At 70.9% G+C, this 18,495-nt stretch carries 14 protein-coding genes; 12 read left to right on the top strand and 2 right to left on the bottom strand.

What is annotated here, in order from left to right:
- Window positions 1–27: 27 nt before the first annotated feature.
- Window positions 28–699, bottom strand: coding sequence for a hypothetical protein (locus OOK31_RS30655; RefSeq protein ID WP_267090632.1), 672 nt, complete (start codon window positions 697–699; stop codon window positions 28–30).
- Window positions 700–798: 99 nt separating this feature from the next.
- On the opposite strand from OOK31_RS30655, the gene OOK31_RS30650 reads away from it, so the two are divergent.
- Both OOK31_RS30650 and OOK31_RS30645 read left to right on the top strand, forming a co-directional pair.
- Complete coding sequence (locus OOK31_RS30650) at window positions 799–3,420, top strand: valine--tRNA ligase (RefSeq protein WP_267090631.1); 2,622 nt, start codon at window positions 799–801, stop codon at window positions 3,418–3,420.
- A gap of 163 nt (window positions 3,421–3,583) precedes the next feature.
- A complete protein-coding gene (locus OOK31_RS30645) occupies window positions 3,584–4,732 on the top strand; it encodes a sensor histidine kinase (protein WP_267090630.1) in 1,149 nt (382 codons plus the stop codon).
- A 12-nt stretch (window positions 4,733–4,744) separates the two neighbouring features.
- Here OOK31_RS30645 and OOK31_RS30640 read toward each other — a convergent pair whose 3' ends face one another.
- A complete protein-coding gene (locus tag OOK31_RS30640) occupies window positions 4,745–5,803 on the bottom strand; it encodes a rod shape-determining protein (protein WP_267090629.1) in 1,059 nt (352 codons plus the stop codon).
- A gap of 198 nt (window positions 5,804–6,001) precedes the next feature.
- Here OOK31_RS30640 and OOK31_RS30635 point away from each other — a divergent pair, with 198 nt between their 5' ends.
- The 10 genes from OOK31_RS30635 (at window position 6,002) to OOK31_RS30590 (ending at window position 18,452) form a co-directional block, all read left to right on the top strand.
- Window positions 6,002–7,459: a folylpolyglutamate synthase/dihydrofolate synthase family protein gene (locus OOK31_RS30635; RefSeq protein ID WP_267090866.1), complete on the top strand. Its 1,458-nt coding sequence runs from the start codon at window positions 6,002–6,004 to the stop codon at window positions 7,457–7,459.
- A 7-nt stretch (window positions 7,460–7,466) separates the two neighbouring features.
- The gene (locus OOK31_RS30630) at window positions 7,467–7,826 is read left to right on the top strand and encodes a DUF4233 domain-containing protein (protein ID WP_267090628.1); all 360 of its coding nucleotides are present in this window, start codon (window positions 7,467–7,469) and stop codon (window positions 7,824–7,826) included.
- Window positions 7,827–7,890: 64 nt separating this feature from the next.
- On the top strand, window positions 7,891–8,301 hold the full coding sequence (ndk, locus tag OOK31_RS30625) for a nucleoside-diphosphate kinase (RefSeq protein WP_267090627.1): 411 nt from the start codon (window positions 7,891–7,893) through the stop codon (window positions 8,299–8,301).
- Between the two features lie 306 nt (window positions 8,302–8,607).
- Window positions 8,608–9,627, top strand: a complete 1,020-nt coding sequence (locus OOK31_RS30620) for a rod shape-determining protein (protein ID WP_069923827.1) — start codon at window positions 8,608–8,610, stop codon at window positions 9,625–9,627.
- A gap of 167 nt (window positions 9,628–9,794) precedes the next feature.
- On the top strand, window positions 9,795–10,736 hold the full coding sequence (gene mreC, locus OOK31_RS30615) for a rod shape-determining protein MreC (RefSeq protein ID WP_267090626.1): 942 nt from the start codon (window positions 9,795–9,797) through the stop codon (window positions 10,734–10,736).
- 13 nt (window positions 10,737–10,749) lie between these two features.
- Window positions 10,750–11,445, top strand: a complete 696-nt coding sequence (mreD, locus tag OOK31_RS30610; protein WP_267090625.1) for a rod shape-determining protein MreD — start codon at window positions 10,750–10,752, stop codon at window positions 11,443–11,445.
- 13 nt (window positions 11,446–11,458) lie between these two features.
- The gene (mrdA, locus tag OOK31_RS30605; RefSeq protein ID WP_267090624.1) at window positions 11,459–13,636 is read left to right on the top strand and encodes a penicillin-binding protein 2; all 2,178 of its coding nucleotides are present in this window, start codon (window positions 11,459–11,461) and stop codon (window positions 13,634–13,636) included.
- 7 nt (window positions 13,637–13,643) lie between these two features.
- Window positions 13,644–14,843, top strand: coding sequence for a rod shape-determining protein RodA (gene rodA / locus OOK31_RS30600; protein WP_267090623.1), 1,200 nt, complete (start codon window positions 13,644–13,646; stop codon window positions 14,841–14,843).
- An 81-nt stretch (window positions 14,844–14,924) separates the two neighbouring features.
- Window positions 14,925–16,454 (top strand): CYTH and CHAD domain-containing protein, encoded by a 1,530-nt coding sequence (locus OOK31_RS30595; RefSeq protein ID WP_267090622.1) that lies wholly within the window; start codon window positions 14,925–14,927, stop codon window positions 16,452–16,454.
- 72 nt (window positions 16,455–16,526) lie between these two features.
- Window positions 16,527–18,452 (top strand): TIGR03960 family B12-binding radical SAM protein, encoded by a 1,926-nt coding sequence (locus OOK31_RS30590; protein ID WP_267090621.1) that lies wholly within the window; start codon window positions 16,527–16,529, stop codon window positions 18,450–18,452.
- Window positions 18,453–18,495: the final 43 nt, after the last annotated feature.

The raw sequence follows: 18,495 nt of genomic DNA, 5'->3' as shown, positions 1-18,495 counted from the left end.
GTCGGGGTCCCAGGCGTTACGGAACCACTACGACGCCGGGACCTCCATGACCTCCCGCAGCGCCCGTGCCCGCTCCGCCAGGGCGTCTATCGTGACCGGCGCGTTCTCCACCGGGACGGTGACCGTCACCAGGGAACTGTGGTCGGCCCACATGCACAGCGTCAGGGTGCTGCCCTGGACGTCGAGCGGCCCGCAGCGCATCGCGCCGCCCGCCGGCTTGCCGGCCTCGTGCTGCGTGATGTCCGTCGGCTTGACGCCCATGGAGGTGAGCCCGGTGGTGATCGCCGCCCCCGGGTCCTTGTCGGCGAAGGTGCCCGCGGACCCGCTGATGACCAGCTGCGCGGTGCCCGCCTGGTCGGCGTACACCACCGAAACCGGCGCCGTCCCCGGCCTCGGCGTCCCCTGGCCCTGCTTGATGGCGTCCACGCGGGGACCGGAGTCCTGGAGGGTCAGCCCCTGGAAGGAGGCCGGCGGGACCAGCTTGTACTGCCCCGCGTCCGCGGGACGGTCGGGGCCGGTGTCGAAGAGCGTGCTGACGGCCAGCCGTCCGCTGACCACCGCCGCGACGGTCGCCAGCAGACCGCCCACGACGAACAGGACGCGCTTGCCCTTGGACGGCGGGGTCGGGCCGGTCGCCGTGTAGGGCGTGGACTGCCCGGGGGCGGGGGAAGGGGCGGGTGGCTCGGTGATCTCGTTCATGAGGGGCATCAGACGGGTGGGGAGCGGTCGCCGTCAACGGGAAGCCGTACTGCGGAATGGATTCGTGACGCGGGCGGCACCCCCCGTATCCTGTGCCCCGTGACCGAGAACACGCAGACACCCAGTGCCCCCAACTCCGAACTGCCGACCCAGTACGCGCCGGCCGAGGTAGAGGGGAAGCTCTACGAGCGCTGGGTGGAGCGTGGGTACTTCACGGCGGACCCGGCGAGCGAGAAGCCCGCCTACACCATCGTCATCCCGCCGCCGAACGTCACCGGCTCCCTGCACCTGGGCCACGCCTTCCAGCACACCCTCATGGACGCCCTGACCCGCCGCAAGCGCATGCAGGGCTACGAGGCGCTGTGGCTGCCCGGCATGGACCACGCCGGCATCGCCACCCAGAACAAGGTCGAGCAGCAGCTCGCCGAGGAGGGCAAGTCCCGCCACGACCTGGGCCGCGAGGAGTTCGTCGAGCGCGTCTGGCAGTGGAAGGAAGAGTACGGCGGCAAGATCCTCGGCCAGATGCGGCGCCTCGGCGACGGCGTCGACTGGTCGCGCGAGCGCTTCACCATGGACGAGGGCCTGTCCAAGGCCGTCCAGACCATCTTCAAGAAGCTCTACGACGACGAGCTGATCTACCGCGCCGAGCGCATCATCAACTGGTGCCCCCGCTGTCTGACGGCCATCTCCGACATCGAGGTGGAGTACCAGGAGGACGCGGGCGAGCTCGTCTCCATCACGTACGGGGAGGGCGAGGACACCCTCGTCGTCGCCACCACCCGCGCCGAGACGATGCTCGGTGACACGGCCATCGCCGTCCACCCCGACGACGAGCGCTACAAGCACCTGGTCGGCAAGCTCATCAAGCTGCCGCTCACCGACCGTTCCATCCCGGTCGTCGCGGACACGCACGTCGACCCCGAGTTCGGCACGGGCTGCGTCAAGGTGACGCCGGCGCACGACCCGAACGACTTCGCCATCGGGCAGCGCCACAACCTGCCCAACATGACGATCATGGACGAGCGCGGTGTCATCACCGTCCACGGCCCCTTCCTCGGCCTGGACCGCTTCGAGGCCCGTTCCGCGGTCGTCGGCGCCCTGCGCGAGCAGGGCCGGATCGTCGCCGAGAAGCGGCCGTACCTGCACTCCGTCGGGCACTGCTCCCGTTGCAGCACCACCGTCGAGCCGCGCCTGTCCCTCCAGTGGTGGGTCAACGTCAAGCCGCTGGCCAAGGCCGCCGGTGACGCCGTCCGTGACGGCCGCGTCGCGATCCACCCCGAGGACATGTCGAAGCGCTACTTCGACTGGGTCGACAACATGCACGACTGGTGCATCTCGCGCCAGCTGTGGTGGGGCCACCGGATCCCCGTCTGGTACGGCCCGGAGGGCCAGGTCGTCTGCGTCGGCCCCGACGAGCAGCCGCCCACCGGCGAGGGCTGGACCCAGGACACCGACGTCCTGGACACCTGGTTCTCCTCCGGCCTGTGGCCGTTCTCCACGCTCGGCTGGCCGGAGAAGACCCCGGACCTGGAGAAGTTCTACTCCACCGACGTCCTGCTGACCGGCCACGACATCATCTTCTTCTGGGTCGCCCGGATGATGATGTTCGGCCTGTACGCCATGGACGGCGAGGTCCCCTTCAAGACGATCGCGCTGACCGGCCTGGTCCGTGACGAGCGCGGCAAGAAGATGTCGAAGTCCTTCGGCAACGTCGTGGACCCGCTGGACTGGATGGACAAGTACGGCTCCGACGCCGTCCGCTTCACCCTGGCCAAGGGCGCCAACCCCGGCACCGACGTGCCGATCGGCGAGGACTGGGTCCAGGCCTCCCGCAACTTCGCCAACAAGATCTGGAACGCCACGCGCTTCGCGCTGATGAACGGCGCCACCATCGAGGGCGAGCTGCCGGCCCCCGAGCAGATGTCGGCGACCGACCGCTGGATCCTGTCCCGCCTGAACAAGACGGTCGCGCAGGTCGACGCGTACTACGAGGACTACCAGTTCTCGAAGCTCAGCGAGGCGCTCTACCACTTCGCGTGGGACGAGGTCTTCAGCTGGTACGTCGAGCTGTCGAAGACCACCTTCTTCGCGGGCGGCGAGCAGGCCAAGGTCTCCGGCCGGGTCCTGGGCGAGGTCCTCGACGTCACCCTGCGCCTGCTGCACCCGGTGGTCCCCTTCGTCACCGAGACCCTGTGGACCACGCTGACCGGCCGCGAGTCCCTCGTGATCGCCGAGTGGCCGGCCGACAGCGGCTTCCGTGACGAGGCCGCCGAGGCCGAGGTCGGCAGCGTCCAGGCCGTGGTCACCGAGGTCCGCCGGTTCCGCAAGGAGCAGGGCCTCCAGGACGGCCAGAAGGTCCCGGCCCGCCTGGAGCTGTCCGGTACCCCGCTGGCCGCGCACGAGGCGGCCATCCGCCAGCTGCTGCGCCTCCAGCCGGAGGGCGAGGGCTTCAGCGCCACCGCCACCCTGCCGGTGGCCGGTGCCACCGTCGCGCTCGACCTGTCGGGCACCATCGACGTGGCCGCCGAGCGCAACCGCCTGTCCAAGGACCTCGCGGCCGCGCAGAAGGAGAAGCAGCAGGCCGAGGGCAAGCTCGGGAACGAGGCCTTCCTGGCCAAGGCCCCCGACAACGTCGTGGACAAGATCAAGGGCCGGCTCGCCAAGGCCGAGGCGGACATCGCCCGGATCCAGGCGCAGCTGGACGCCCTGCCCGCCGCTTAGTCGTGGCTTTCGAAGGGCCCCCGTACCGTCGCCCGACGGTACGGGGGCCCTTCCGCATGAGGGCCGTCCGGCCCTGTCCGGAGGGACCCGTAGTGCCGTATATCACTTCATATGTCCCGTCGGCTGAACCGATCCCGGGCGCCGACCACGGATGATGGGGGACATGCACGTCAAGCCCGTCGTCTCGGCGTACCACCGGACCGTGGCCGTCGGCCGGCGGCTGGCCGAGAGCTGGGCCGGATCGCCCCGGGCGCTCGACGTCCTCACGGCGCTCGGCTGCCTGGCCCTCATGACCCTGGACCTCCCCGGCCTCGCCGCCGCCGACAACTCCCTCAACGGCTGGCTCGCCGCCCTGGTGCTGGCCGCCGGCTGCGCGAGCCTGGTGGTACGGCGCCGGCTGCCCTGGATCCCGTACCTGACGGCCCTGCTGTTCATCGGATGGCTGCACGAACTGACGCTGATCCAGTTCGCCCTGTACTCCGTCGGCCGCTACCGGGGCCGCCGGGCCGGGATCCTGGCCACCCTCGGCTACGTCGCCTTCGCGCTCGCCGTGTTCAGCCTGCCCGGCTGGCCCGAGCCGAGGGCCGAGACCCTCAGCGCCTTCCTCAGCCTCGTCGTGCCCATCGGCGTCCTCGCCTCGGCCGTCGGGATAGCCGCCTACCGGCACGACCTGGTGCGCGAGCTGGAGGCCCGGCGGGCGGAGGCGGCGGTACTGGGCGCGGTGCAGCAGGAACGCACCTCCGTCGCCCGCGACGTCCACGACTTCGTCGGACGGGAGCTGACCCTGCTGACGGTGCGCTCCGAAGTGCTGTCGATGCGGGCGCGCGAGACGCGGTACGCGAAGGACTTCGAGGAACTCGCCGACACCGCGCGCCGGGCCCACCTGGTGCTCAACGAGATCATCGTGCAGCGCGGGGAGCGGGCCGCGACCCCCGGAGTGGACGGTCTGGCCGCGCTGGCCGAGGAGAGCGGCCGGGCCGGCTCGCCCGTCCGCCTGGTGATGGACCCCGAGGCGCACGGACTGTCGCCGCTGCGGCAGGCGGCCGTCTACCGGGTGGTCCAGGAGTGCCTGACCAACGCCGCCAAGCACGCGCACGGCCAGACCATCGACGTGTCGATCGCCGCCGAGGGTCCCCAGCTGCGCATCGCCGTCAGCAACGCCCTGCCCGACCGCACCCCCGGCCGCGCCCCCGTCTCGGCGGGCTCGGGCACCGCGAGCATGTCCGAACGCGTCCGCAGCCTGGGCGGCACCCTGAGCGCCACCCGCACCGAGGACGCGTACGTGGTCATCGCGACCGTCCCGCAGGGCTGAGCCAGCCCCCGGTCAGGCCTTCAGCAGCCCGGAGGCGAAGGCGCCCCCTTCGAGGGTGTCGAGGCTCTCCACGCACTTGCCGGAGCCCAGCGCCACGCAGTCCAGGGGGTCGTCCGCCACGAAGACGGGGATGCCGGTCGCGGAGGCGATGCGCAGGTCCAGGCCGGGCAGCAGGGCGCCGCCGCCGGTGAGGACGATGCCGTGCTCCATCACGTCGCCGGACAGCTCGGGCGGGCAGTCCTCCAGGGTGGTGCGGACGGCGGCGATGATCGCCTCGACGGGCTCGTCCAGCGCGGCCCGCACGCCCGGCGCGGTCAGCTCCAGCGTCTTGGGCATGCCGCCGACCTTCTCGCGGCCGCGCACCGTGAAGGTGCGGGTCTCCAGCTCCGGCCGCTCCGGGACCGGCCAGGCCGAGCCGATGGCGACCTTGACGTCCTCGGCGGTGCGCTCCCCGATGAGCAGCGAGTGCTCCTTGCGCACGTGGTCCATGATCGCCGCGTCGAGCCGGTCGCCGCCGACGCGCAGCGACTGCGAGGTGACGATGCCGCCCAGCGAGATCACGGCCACCTCGGAGGTGCCGCCGCCGATGTCCACCACCATCGAACCGCGCGGTTCGGCCACCGGCAGCCCGGCCCCGATCGCCGCCGCCATGGGCTCCTCGATCAGGTGCACGCTCTTCGCCCCGGCGCGGGTGGAGGCGTGGACGATGGCCCGCCGCTCCACCGGGGTCACCCCGGACGGTACGCAGATCACCATCCGGGTGCGCGGCCGCCGGCCGGGGACCGCCTTGCGGACGAAGTGCCGGATCATCGCCTCGGCGGCCTCGTAGTCGCAGATCACCCCGTCCTTGAGGGGGCGGATCGCGGTGATGGAGCCCGGGGTGCGGCCGATGGTCTCCTTGGCCTCGGTCCCGACGGCGAGGGCGGTGGTGGTGCCCGCCCTGACGGCCACCACGGACGGCTCATTGAGGACGATCCCGTACCCCCGTGCGTAGACGAGGGTGTTGGCGGTCCCCAGGTCTATCCCTATGTCGCGGCTGGAAGCTGTCTTGTCGGTGCTGGCCTGCGGCATTTGTTCCCCAATCTCCTGGTCGCAAGGCTTGCATAACGATCCGGTCGCGACGCGCGGCGAAAGTCCCGAAACGGCCGGGCCGAAAGTCCTCGGGGTCCTCGTCCGTAGACTGGGTGCGTGAGTGAGCAGCAGCCCGAGAGCCACGACCGCGACGACGTCGACCACCCCCACGACTCCTCCGACGAGTTCGACCAGATAGTGGCGGAGGAATCCGGCCGCGACCCCGACCTGGCGGTGATCGAGGCCGGCAGCCGTACCCTGCGCGCCCAGGCCGGACCGCCGACGGGTGACCCCGTACCCACCCGCCCCGAGGACCCCGAGGTGGCGAAGGCGCTGCTGGAGGTGGAGCAGGAGCTCGCCGGCCGCTGGGGCGAGACCAAGCTGGAGCCGTCCGTCAGCCGGATCGCCGCGCTGATGGACGTCCTGGGCGCACCGCAGCACGCGTACCCGACCATCCACGTCACCGGCACCAACGGCAAGACGAGCACGGCCCGCATGATCGAGGCCCTGCTCAACGCCTTCGAGCTGCGCACCGGCCGCTACACCAGCCCGCACGTGCAGTCGATCACCGAGCGGATCAGCCTGGACGGGGCGCCGATCAGCGCCGAGCGCTTCGTCGAGACGTACCACGACGTCAAGCCGTACGTGGAGATGGTCGACGCCGCCGAGGAGTACCGGCTGTCCTTCTTCGAGGTGCTGACGGGCATGGCCTACGCGGCCTTCGCGGACGCCCCCGTCGACGCCGCCGTCGTCGAGGTCGGCATGGGCGGCAGCTGGGACGCCACCAACGTGATCGACGGCGCCGTCGCGGTGGTCACCCCGATCAGCCTCGACCACACCGACCGGCTGGGCTCCACGCCCGCCGAGATCGCCCAGGAGAAGGGCGGCATCATCAAGCAGGACGCCACCGTCATCCTGGCGCAGCAGCCGGTCGACGCGGCGCAGGTGCTGCTGAAGAAGGCCGTCGAGGTCGACGCGACCGTCGCCCGCGAGGGCATGGAGTTCGGGGTCGTCTCCCGCGAGGTGGCGGTCGGCGGCCAGATGCTGACCCTGCGCGGGGTGGGCGGCGAGTACGACGGCATCTTCCTGCCGCTGTACGGGGCCCACATGGCGCACAACGCGGCGGTGGCGCTCGCGGCCGTCGAGGCCTTCTTCGGCGTCGGCGGGGAGCACGCGCGCGAGCTGGACGCGGAGACCGTGCGGCGGGCGTTCGCCTCGGTGACCTCGCCGGGCCGCATGGAGGTCGTGCGCCGCAGCCCGACCGTGGTCCTGGACGCCGCGCACAACCCGGCGGGGGCCCTGGCCACCGCCGAGGCGGTGACGGAGTCCTTCGGCTTCAGCCGCCTCATCGGCGTGCTCGCGGCGAGCGAGGGCAAGGACGTCAAGGGGGTCCTGGAGGCCTTCGAGCCGATCTGCGCGGAGGTCGTCGTCACGGAGAACTCCAGCCACCGGGCGATGTCGGCGGACGAGCTGGCGGCGGTCGCGGTCGAGGTCTTCGGGCCGGACCGGGTGCAGGTGGAGCCGCGGCTGGACGATGCGCTGGAGGCGGCCATCACCCTGGCGGAGGAAGAGGCCGAGTTCGGAGGGGCCGGGGTCCTGGTGACCGGTTCCGTGATCACGGTGGGCGAGGCCCGCCTGCTGTTCAAGAGGGGCTGAGGGATCGATGCGCACGCTCTGCGCGAGCACGCTGATCGGTGAATTCTTCATCGTCGGCTTCGCGGGCCTGGTGGCCATGAAGAACCCGGACCTGACCCAGGCCCAGGTGTGGACGGTCTGCGGCGTGACGATGCTGCTGTCGCTGCTGCTGTGCGGGATGCTCTCGCGCCCCGGCGCGGTGCAGCTCGGCTGGGCGCTGCAGCTCGGTCTGATCGCGAGCGGCTTCGTGGTCCCCACGATGTTCATCCTGGGCACGGTCTTCGCGGCGCTGTGGTGGTGCTCGGTCCACTACGGCCGCCGCATCGACACGATCAAGGCCCGCTGGGCCGCGGCGCAGGCGGAAGCCCCTGCCCCTGACGCTGCGTGACGGGGGCCCCGTTCGGCCCTGTAGATTCGCCCTACCGCACCCGTATGCCGCAAGGAGTTGTCACATGACCCAGCGCACTCTCGTCCTGCTCAAGCCCGACGCCGTCAGGCGCGGCCTGATCGGCGAGATCATCGGCCGTATCGAGCGGAAGGCCGGCTGGACCGTTCCCGCGCTGGAGCTGCGCACCCTGGACCTGGAGACCCTGGAGGCCCACTACGGTGAGCACAAGGGCAGGCCTTTCTACGAGCCCCTCATGGGCTTCATGTCCAGCGGTCCCGTCGTCGCCCTGGCGGTCGAAGGGGAACGTGTGATCGAGGGTGTCCGCCAGCTGGCCGGGCCCACCGATCCGATCGCGGCCGCGCCCGGTTCCATCAGGGGTGACTTCGGCACCATCACCCGGGAGAACCTCATCCACGCCTCGGATTCCGAGGAGTCCGCGGAGCGCGAGCTGAAGCTCTTCTTCCCCGCTCTCTGATCTGCGCGGAACAGTCTTTCCTGACGAGACATCAGCCAAATAGCGCTCATGACCTGGGGCGACCGAAGTAATTTCGGTCGCCCTTCGGTATAGGTGCCGCCGACCGGGAACGCAAGGACAGGACACGACGTCACCACTAAGGGGGCGGGTATCCGATCCGGCGGGATTGCCGGAGTCCCGTCGCGCGATGTCCGTACCTGCGGCACTACGATGGGGCCTCCACCCACACACCCACCTCGCCGACCTGACAGCAGCCGCTATCAACTGGAAGGCCAGACGCTCCTCATGGGGAACAAGGGGAACAACATGTCGTTCATCGGCCGTGACATGGCGATCGACCTCGGGACCGCCAACACGCTGGTGTACGTGAGGGGCCGGGGAATCGTTCTCAACGAGCCGTCCGTGGTCGCCATCAACACGAACACCGGCGGAATTCTCGCGGTCGGCTCCGAGGCGAAGAAGATGATCGGCCGGACGCCCGGCAACATCGTCGCCGTACGGCCCCTCAAGGACGGCGTGATCGCCGACTTCGAGATCACCGAGCGTATGCTCCGGTACTTCATCCTCAAGATCCACAAGCGCCGCTACCTGGCCCGCCCGCGCGTCGTGGTCTGCGTGCCCTCCGGCATCACGGGAGTGGAGCGACGCGCCGTCATCGAGGCGTCCACGCAGGCCGGCGCCCGTCAGGTGCACATCATCGAAGAGCCCATGGCTGCGGCCATCGGCGCGGGCCTGCCCGTCCACGAGGCCACCGGCAACATGGTCGTGGACATCGGCGGCGGCACCACCGAGGTCGCCGTCATCTCCCTCGGCGGAATCGTCACGGCGCAGTCCATCCGGGTCGCCGGCGACGAGCTGGACAACGCGATCATCCAGCACATCAAGAAGGAGTACTCGCTCCTCCTCGGCGAGCGCACCGCCGAGCAGATCAAGATCACGATCGGGTCGGCGTACGACCTCGACAAGGACGAGCACACCGAGATCCGCGGCCGTGACCTCGTCTCGGGCCTGCCCAAGACGGTCGTCATCTCGGCCGCCGAGGTCCGCAAGGCCATCGAGGAGCCCGTCAACGCCATCGTCGACGCCGTCAAGACCACCCTCGACAAGTGCCCGCCGGAACTCTCCGGCGACATCATGGACCGCGGCATCGTGCTGACCGGCGGCGGCGCCCTGCTGCGCGGCCTCGACGAGCGGCTGCGCCGCGAGACCGGCATGCCGATCCACATCGCGGAGGACCCCCTCGACTCCGTGGCCCTGGGCTCCGGCAAGTGCGTCGAGGAGTTCGAAGCACTCCAGCAGGTCCTGGACGCCCAGCCCCGGCGGTGATCGAACCCCCGGTAATGGGGCATGTGGAACACAAGGATCCGCCGTACGGGTGCTACCGCGCCGGTGCGGCGGATCGTTGATATACAGGCACAGTCCGGTCGGAACCCCGGCTCCGCCGGAGCGGCTCCGCCGCACGAGTTTCTACGAGGAAGGCACGGCCGCCGCACGTGAGGGACACACGAGAGAGCCGGCTGCTCCTGGTGCTTCTGATCGCCATCGCGTTCGCATTGATCACGGTGGACATCAGGGCGGGCGAGGAGTCGCCGGTGGACGGTGCCCGGCAGGCCGCCGCGGCGGTCTTCGGTCCGGTCGAGAAGGGCGTGGCGACCGCGGTGGACCCGGTCGCGCACGCCATAGGGGCCGTACGGGACTCCGGCGAGCGCCACAGCCGGATCGCGACCCTGGAGCGCGAGAACACCGTCCTGAAGGCCAAGCTGGGCAGCGACGACCAGACCCGAAGCCGCATCCACGAGCTCGACGAGATGCTCAAGCGCGCCGGCGCCGGACAGTACGGCATCAAGGGCGCGGAGGTCATCGGAATAGGAGCGGCCCAGGGCTTCTCCTGGACCGTCACCATCGACGCGGGCAGCAAGGACGGCATCGAGCGCGACATGACCGTCCTCAACGGGGACGGACTCGTCGGCCGCGTCGCGACCGTCGGCCCCGACACCGCCACCGTGGTCCTCGCCAACGACCCCGACTTCACCGTCGGCACCCGCCTGGAGAAGACCGGCGAACTCGGCTTCGCCACCGGCCAGGGCGACCGCGCCCTGTCCGTCCAGATGCTCAACGGCAAGGCCAAGATCAACCCGGGCGACCGGCTCGTCACCTTCGGCTCGCGCGGCAACAAGCCCTTCGTGCCGGGCGTCCCCATCGGCGAGGTCGTCAAGGTCGACCCCTCGCGCGGCGACCTGACCCGCACCGTCTGGGTCCGGCCCTTCGTCGGATTCTCCCGCCTGGACATCGTCGGCGTGGTGGTCATGCCCCCGCGCGAGGACCCGCGCGACGCCGTTCTGCCGCCGAAGCCCGAGGGGCCCAAGCCCACCCCGACGGTCACCGTCACGGTCACCCCGTCCGCCAGTGTGTCCGGCAAGCCGGCCGACGAGTAGGAGCTGACCGCCCATGCGCTTCAACCGGATCCTGCTCTCGGCCACGCTCGTCGTGGTCGCCCTCGTCGTGCAGGTCACCGTCCTCGGCCGGCTCCAGCTCCCCGGCGCCGTCCCCGACCTCGTCCTGCTGACCGTGGTCGCCCTCGCCCTGGTCTACGGGCACGTCAGCGGCGCCCTCATCGGCTTCGCCGCCGGCCTGCTCACCGACCTGGCCCCGCCCGCCGACCACGCCGCCGGGCGGTACGCGCTCGTGCTGTGCCTGATCGGCTACCTCGTGGGCCTCGTCCGCCCCGACAACGGCCGCTTCCGCTCCGCCTGGGGGCCGATGCTCACCGTCGTGGCCGCCGCGATCGGCTCGACCCTGCTCTACGCCGGCGTCGGCGCCCTCGTCGGCGACACCGCCGCCCGGCACGTGGGCCTCACCGGGCTGCTGTTCACCGCCACCCTCTACGACCTGTTGCTCGCGCCCTTCACGGTGCCGTTCATCATGGCCCTGGCCCGGCGCGCCGAGAACGACCCGATGGCCGTCGAAGCGGGCGGCGGGCCGCCCCAGGGCAAGGACGTGTCCTCCGGCTGGCTGGCCGGCGGCACGGGGCTGCGCATCGGCAGCCAGCGCGGCGGCCTGCGGCTGAAGACCGCGCGGGGCCGCGCCAACCGGGCCGGCCGCATAAAGGGCGTCAAAGGCGTGAAGAGCGTCAAGAAGCTGTGACGGGGGAGCAGTCGTGACCAACATTCCCGAGACCGGCCGCACCCCCCGGGTGCAGATCCGGCTCGTCATCATCCAGGTACTGGTCTTCTCCCTGCTGCTCACCCTCGGCGGGCGCCTGTGGTACCTGCAGATCCGCAACGGCTCGGAGTACTCCGACGAGGCCAAGAACAACCACGTCCAGCAGGTCGTGCAGCCCGCCGTGCGCGGTTCGATCCTCGACGCCCGGGGCGTCCCGCTCGCCGACAACGAGACCCGCCTCGTCGTCTCCGCCAGCCGCACCGAGCTGATGAAGATAAAGGACAGGGGCAAGGGCGTACTGACCCGCCTCGCCGGGGTGCTGGACATGAAGCCGCAGGACGTCATGGACAAGGTCCGGCTCTGCGACTCCCAGACCCCGCAGCCCTGCTGGAACGGCTCCCCGTACCAGCCGATCCCGGTGACCCTGGAGGCCACCACCCAGCAGGCCCTCCAGATCCGCGAACGCCCCGAGGACTTCCCCGGCATCACCGCCGAGCCCACCGCCGTACGCCGCTACCCGGCCCCCGGCGGCGCCAACACCGGGCAGGCCCTCGGCTACCTCTCCCCGGTCACCGACGACGAGATCGTCCGGGCCAAGAAGACCAACTCGCCGTTCCTGCGCTCCGACCAGGTCGGCCGCTTCGGCCTGGAGCGCACCTACGACAAGGAACTGCGCGGCAAGTCCGGAGTCACCCGCTACGAGGTCGACAACCTCGGCCGCGTCATCGGCGAGGCCAACAACGACCCGGCGGTCCCCGGGGCCAACCTCGTCACCAGCATCGACGCCCGTGTCCAGGCGGTCGCCGAGTACGAGCTGAACGCCGCCATGGTCGAGGCCCGCAAGCAGATCGACCGCAACACCAGCGTCCCCTACAAGGCCGACGCCGGAGCCATCGTCGTCCTGGAGTCCAAGACCGGCCGGGTCGTGGCGATGGCCTCCAACCCGACCTACGACCCGAACGTGTGGGTCGGCGGCATCTCCGGCAAGGACTACGCCAAGCTGACCGCCAAGGAGTCCAACGTCCCGCTGATGAACCGGGCGATCCAGGGCCAGGCCGCCCCGGGCTCCATCTTCAAGGTCATCCCGACCGCGGCCGCCGTCAACGCCGGGTACAAGTTCGACGGGGAGTACCCCTGCCCCAGCTCGTACTCCATCGGCGGTCAGGTCTTCAAGAACTTCGAGTCCCAGGGCCACGGCTCCATCACCCTCGGCCGGGCCCTGGAGGTCTCCTGCGACACCGTCTTCTACGCGCTGGGCCACCAGCAGTGGCTGAAGGACGGCGGCCTCAAGCCGGTCAAGGACCCGGCGGAGATCTTCTACAAGACCGCCCACCAGTTCGGCCTCGGCGCCGAGACCGGCGTGGACCTGCCCGGTGAGGAGAAGGGCCGGGTCCCCGACCGCAAGTGGAAGCAGAACTTCTGGGAGGCCAACAAGGACTCGTGGTGCAAGACCGGCAAGAAGGGCGGCACCTACGTCGAGCTGCTGTCCTACGAGAACTGCCTCGAAGGCAACCTCATGCGCGCCGGTGACGCCGTCAACTACTCCATCGGGCAGGGCGACACCCTCGTCACCCCGATCCAGATGGCCACCATCTACGCGGCCATCTCCAACGGCGGCACCCTGTGGAACCCGACCATCGGCAAGGCGGTCATCAGCGCCGACGGCAAGAAGGTCGAGGAGATCAAGCCGAAGGCCCACGGCAAGCTGCCCATGACCGAGGAGACCCGGTCGAAAATAGGAGAAGCGCTGGAGGGCGTCGCCACCCGCGGCACCGCCGCATGGCGCTTCGGCGGCTGGCCGCAGAAGCAGATCCCGATGCACGCCAAGACCGGCACCGCCGAGGTCTACGGCAAGCAGACGACTTCCTGGTTCGCCACGTACACCGAGGACTACACGATCGTCATGACGATCTCCCAGGGCGGCACCGGCTCCGGTGCCTCCGGTCCCGCCGTGCGCAACGTCTACAACGCCATCTACGGCCTCGACATGGCCGGCAAGCAGGACCCCAAGAAGGCCCTGCTGCTCAAGCCCGAGGCCAACCTGCCCACCATCCAGCCCGACGGCTCCATCGAGGCCCCCGAGATCCGGCCCTACGTACCGCCGTCCCCCGAGGAGTCCGCGCCGCCCGCGCTCGCCGGACCGCCCGCCCCGCCCGCGGGCCGGCAGGACTGAGGCCCCGATGCAGACCGCCAACAAGTTCTCCGTCTCCCGGTACGCGCCCCAGCGCGGGCCCGTGGCCCGGCTGACGGCGCGGGACTCGATCCTGCGCCGCCTCGACTGGCCGATACTGCTGTCCGCGCTCGCGCTGTCCTTCATCGGCGCGCTGCTGGTGTGGTCGGCCACCCGCAACCGCACCACCCTGAACAACGGGGACCCGTACTACTTCCTCTTCCGGCACGCCATGAACACCGGCATCGGCCTCGTGCTGATGATCGGCACCGTCTGGCTCGGCCACCGCACCCTGCGCGGAGCCGTCCCGATCCTGTACGGGCTCTCGCTCGTCCTGATCATCGCCGTGCTCACCCCGCTCGGCGCCACCATCAACGGCGCCCACGCGTGGATCGTCATCGGCGGCGGCTTCTCGCTCCAGCCCTCCGAGTTCGTCAAGATCACGATCATCCTGGGCATGGCCGTGCTGCTCGCGGCCCGGGTGGACGCCGGCGACCTCACCCACCCCGACCACCGCACCGTGGTGAAGGCCCTGTGCCTGGCCGCCGCCCCCATGGGCATCGTCATGCTGATGCCCGACCTCGGCTCCGTCATGGTCATGGTCATCATCGTGCTCGGCGTGCTGCTCGCCTCCGGCGCCTCCAACCGCTGGGTGCTGGGCCTGCTCGGCTCCGGCGCCGGCGGGGCGATCCTGATCTGGCAGCTCGGCGTCCTCGACGAGTACCAGATCAACCGGTTCGCGGCCTTCGCCAACCCCGAGCTCGACCCCGCCGGCGTCGGCTACAACACCAACCAGGCGCGCATCGCCATCGGCTCCGGCGGCCTCACCGGCTCCGGACTCTTCAAGGGCTCCCAGACCACCGGCCAGTTCGTCCCCGAGCAGCAGACCGACTTCGTCTTCACCGTCGCGGGCGAGGAGCTGGGCTTCCTCGGCGCCGGTCTGATCCTGGTCCTGCTCGGCGTCGTGCTCTGGCGGGCCTGCATGATCGCCCGCGAGACCACCGAGCTCTACGGCACCATCGTGTGCGCCGGCATCATCGCCTGGTTCGCCTTCCAGTCCTTCGAGAACATCGGCATGACCCTCGGCATCATGCCGGTGGCGGGCCTGCCCCTGCCGTTCGTCTCCTACGGAGGATCCTCGATGTTCGCCGTCTGGGTGGCCGTCGGGCTGCTCCAGTCGATCCGCGTGCAACGCCCCCTGTCGGCCTGATCCGGGCGGTGCGGGGGCGGGTTTGCGCCGGGCCGAAGCGCCAGCCTCCCACCGCCGCCGGTTCAGGACTAGATTCGGTCCATGGCGGACATCAAGCGCGAGATCGAGCGGAAATTCGAGTTCACGCCGGCCGGCCGGAAGCAGCAGCGGCCACCGCAGCCCCCCGACCTGACCGGGACCGGCCCGATCGCCGCCGTACGCGACCGGGGCACCGTCCGCCTCGACGCCGTCTACTACGACACCCCCGACCAGCGGCTCGCCGCCGACGGGCTGACCCTGCGCCGCCGCACCGGCGGCGAGGACGCCGGCTGGCACCTGAAACTGCCCGTCGCCCCCGGGGTCCGCGACGAGGTCCGGGCCCCCCTCGCCGACACCGTCCCGCGCTCCCTCGACGCCCTGCTGCGCTCCCGGGTCCGCGGCGCCGGGCTCGAGCCGCAGGTCACACTGCGCTCCGAACGGCAGGTCAGCCACCTCCTCGACGCCGACGGCACCCTCCTCGCGGAGCTGAGCCGCGACCAGGTGCGGGCCGAGCGGGGAGCGGCCGTCGCCGAGTGGACCGAGGTCGAGGTGGAACTCGCCGACGACGGCGACCCCGCCCTGCTCGACGCCGTCGAGAAGCGCTTCCGCAAGGCCGGACTCCGGGTCAGCGACGCCCCCTCGAAGCTCGCCCGCGCCCTCGCCGAGACCGGCGCCGAGCCCCCGCCCCGGCCCGGGCCCGGCCCCGCCGACGGGACGGCGGGCGCGCACGTCCTCGCGTACCTGCGCGAACAGCTCGACGCCCTCGTCGCCCAGGACCCGGCCGTACGCCGCGACCTGCCCGACTCCGTCCACCAGATGCGGGTCGCCACCCGCCGGCTGCGCAGCGCCTTCGCCACCTACCGCCGGGTCCTGGAGCGCGCCGCCACCGACCCGCTGCGCGAGGAGCTGCGCTGGCTCGCCGCCGAACTGGGCGCCGACCGCGACCGCGAGGTGCTCTTCGAGCGGCTGCGCGCCGGGCTCGCCGAGCTCCCGCGCGGCCTGCGCCTGGGCCCCGTCACCTCCCGCCTGCGCACCTGGAACACCACCCGCCGCTCCAGCACCCGCCGCCGGGCCGTCGCCGCCCTCGACAGCGCGCGCTACCTCGCCCTCCTGGACGCCCTCGACGCCCTGCTCGCCGACCCCCCGCTGCGTCCCGCCGCCGCCCGCCCGGCCGCCCGTACCCTGCCGAAGGCGGTGCTGCGCGACTGGGACCGGCTCGCCGACCGGGTCGGTACGGCGCTGGCCCTGGACCCGGGGGAGGACCGCGACCTCGCCCTGCACGAGGCCCGCAAGGCCGCGAAGCGCGCCCGGTACGCGGCGGAGGCGGCGGCCCCCGCCCTCGGGAACCCGGCCAGGCGCCTGGCCCGCGCCGCGAAGGGCGTGCAGACCCTGCTCGGCGACCATCGCGACGGCGTCGTCGCCCGCACGGCCCTGCACGGCCTCGCCGTCCAGGCGACGGACGCGGGGGAGTCCGCGTTCAGCTGGGGCGTGCTCTACGCCCGGGAGGAAGCCCTGTCCGCACGGCACGAACAGCAGCTTCCGGACATCTGGGCGCAGGCCTCGGACCCCGGGCTGCGCGCGTCGGTGAAGTGATCATGTGAGCGGGGGCCCCGACCCCTCGGGGTACGCTTGAGAGTCGCCCCCTGCCCGCTTCACGAAAGTCGCGTGATGTCCGAGTCGGTCTTCCCACAGCTCGAAGCTCTGCTCCCGCATGTGCAGAAGCCCATCCAGTACGTCGGTGGTGAGCTCAACTCCACCGTCAAGGACTGGGACGCGTGCGATGTGCGCTGGGCCCTCATGTACCCGGACGCCTACGAGGTCGGGCTGCCCAACCAGGGCGTCATGATCCTCTACGAGGTGCTGAACGAGCGCGAGGGCGTCCTCGCCGAGCGCACGTACTCGGTGTGGCCGGACCTCGAAGAGCTGATGCGCGAGCACGCGGTGCCGCAGTTCACCGTCGACAGCCACCGCCCGGTCGGTGACTTCGACGTGTTCGGCCTGTCCTTCTCCACGGAGCTGGGCTACACCAACATGCTCACGGCCCTGGACCTCGCGGGCATCCCGCTGGAGGCCAGGAACCGTACGGTCGACCACCCGATCGTCCTCGCGGGCGGCCACGCGGCCTTCAACCCCGAGCCGATCGCGGAGTTCATCGACTGCGCGGTCATCGGCGACGGCGAGCAGGCCGTCCTCGACATGACGGAGATCATCCGCGCCTGGAAGGCCGAAGGCCGCCCGGGCGGGCGCGAGGAGGTCCTGCTGCGCCTCGCGAAGACCGGCGGGGTCTACGTGCCGGGCTTCTACGACGTCGAGTACCTGGAGGACGGCCGCATCGGCCGTGTCGTCCCCAACCGCTCGGGCGTGCCGTGGCGCGTGTCCAAGCACACGGTCATGGACCTCGACGAGTGGCCCTACCCCAAGCAGCCCCTGGTCCCGCTCGCCGAGACCGTCCACGAGCGCATGTCCGTGGAGATCTTCCGCGGCTGCACCCGCGGCTGCCGTTTCTGCCAGGCCGGCATGATCACGCGCCCCGTGCGGGAGCGAAGCATCACCGGCATCGGCGAGATGGTGGAGCGCGGGCTCAAGGCGACGGGCTTCGAGGAGGTCGGCCTCCTCTCCCTGTCCTCCGCGGACCACACGGAGATCGCCGACATCGCCAAGGGCCTCGCGGACCGCTACACGGACGACAAGGTGGGCCTGTCCCTGCCGTCGACCCGCGTGGACGCCTTCAACGTGGACCTGGCCAACGAGCTGACCCGCAACGGTCGCCGCTCCGGCCTGACCTTCGCCCCCGAGGGCGGCTCCGAGCGCATGCGCAAGGTCATCAACAAGATGGTCTCGGAAGAGGACCTCATCCGGACGGTCGCCACGGCGTACGGCAACGGCTGGCGCCAGGTGAAGCTGTACTTCATGGTCGGCCTGCCGACCGAGACCGACGAGGACGTGCTCCAGATCGGCGACATGGCGGTCAACGTCATCGCCAAGGGCCGCGAGGTCTCCGGGCAGAACGACATCCGCTGCACGGTGTCGATCGGCGGGTTCGTACCGAAGCCGCACACCCCGTTCCAGTGGGCGCCGCAGCTGTCGGCGGAGGAGACGGACGCCCGTCTGGGCAAGCTCCGGGACAAGCTCCGCGGCGACAAGAAGTACGGCCGCTCCATCGGCTTCCGCTACCACGACGGCAAGCCGGGCATCGTCGAGGGCCTGCTCTCGCGCGGCGACCGCCGCATCGGCGACGTCATCCGTGCCGTCTACGAGTCGGGCGGCCGCTTCGACGGCTGGCGCGAGCACTTCAGCTACGAACGCTGGATGCAGGCCGCGGAGAAGACGCTGCCGGCCTACGGCGTCGACGTCGCCTGGTACACGACGCGCGAGCGTACGTACGAGGAGGTCCTGCCCTGGGACCACCTGGACTCCGGTCTGGACAAGGACTGGCTCTGGGAGGACTGGCAGGACGCCCTCGACGAGACCGAGGTCGAGGACTGCCGCTGGACCCCGTGCTTCGACTGCGGCGTCTGCCCGCAGATGGACACGAGCATCCAGATCGGCCCGACGGGCAAGAAGCTGCTGCCGCTGTCGGTCGTGAAGTGACCTTCGCCTCCGGCTGAGGCCCTGGTACCGGGTGAGCCCCCCA

It is taken from the genome of Streptomyces sp. NBC_00249, assembly GCF_026342355.1.
Classification (GTDB): Bacteria; Actinomycetota; Actinomycetes; order Streptomycetales; family Streptomycetaceae; genus Streptomyces.
The sequence above is the reverse complement of the archived record's forward strand: the minus strand, read 5'-3'. Positions and strand labels throughout refer to the sequence as shown.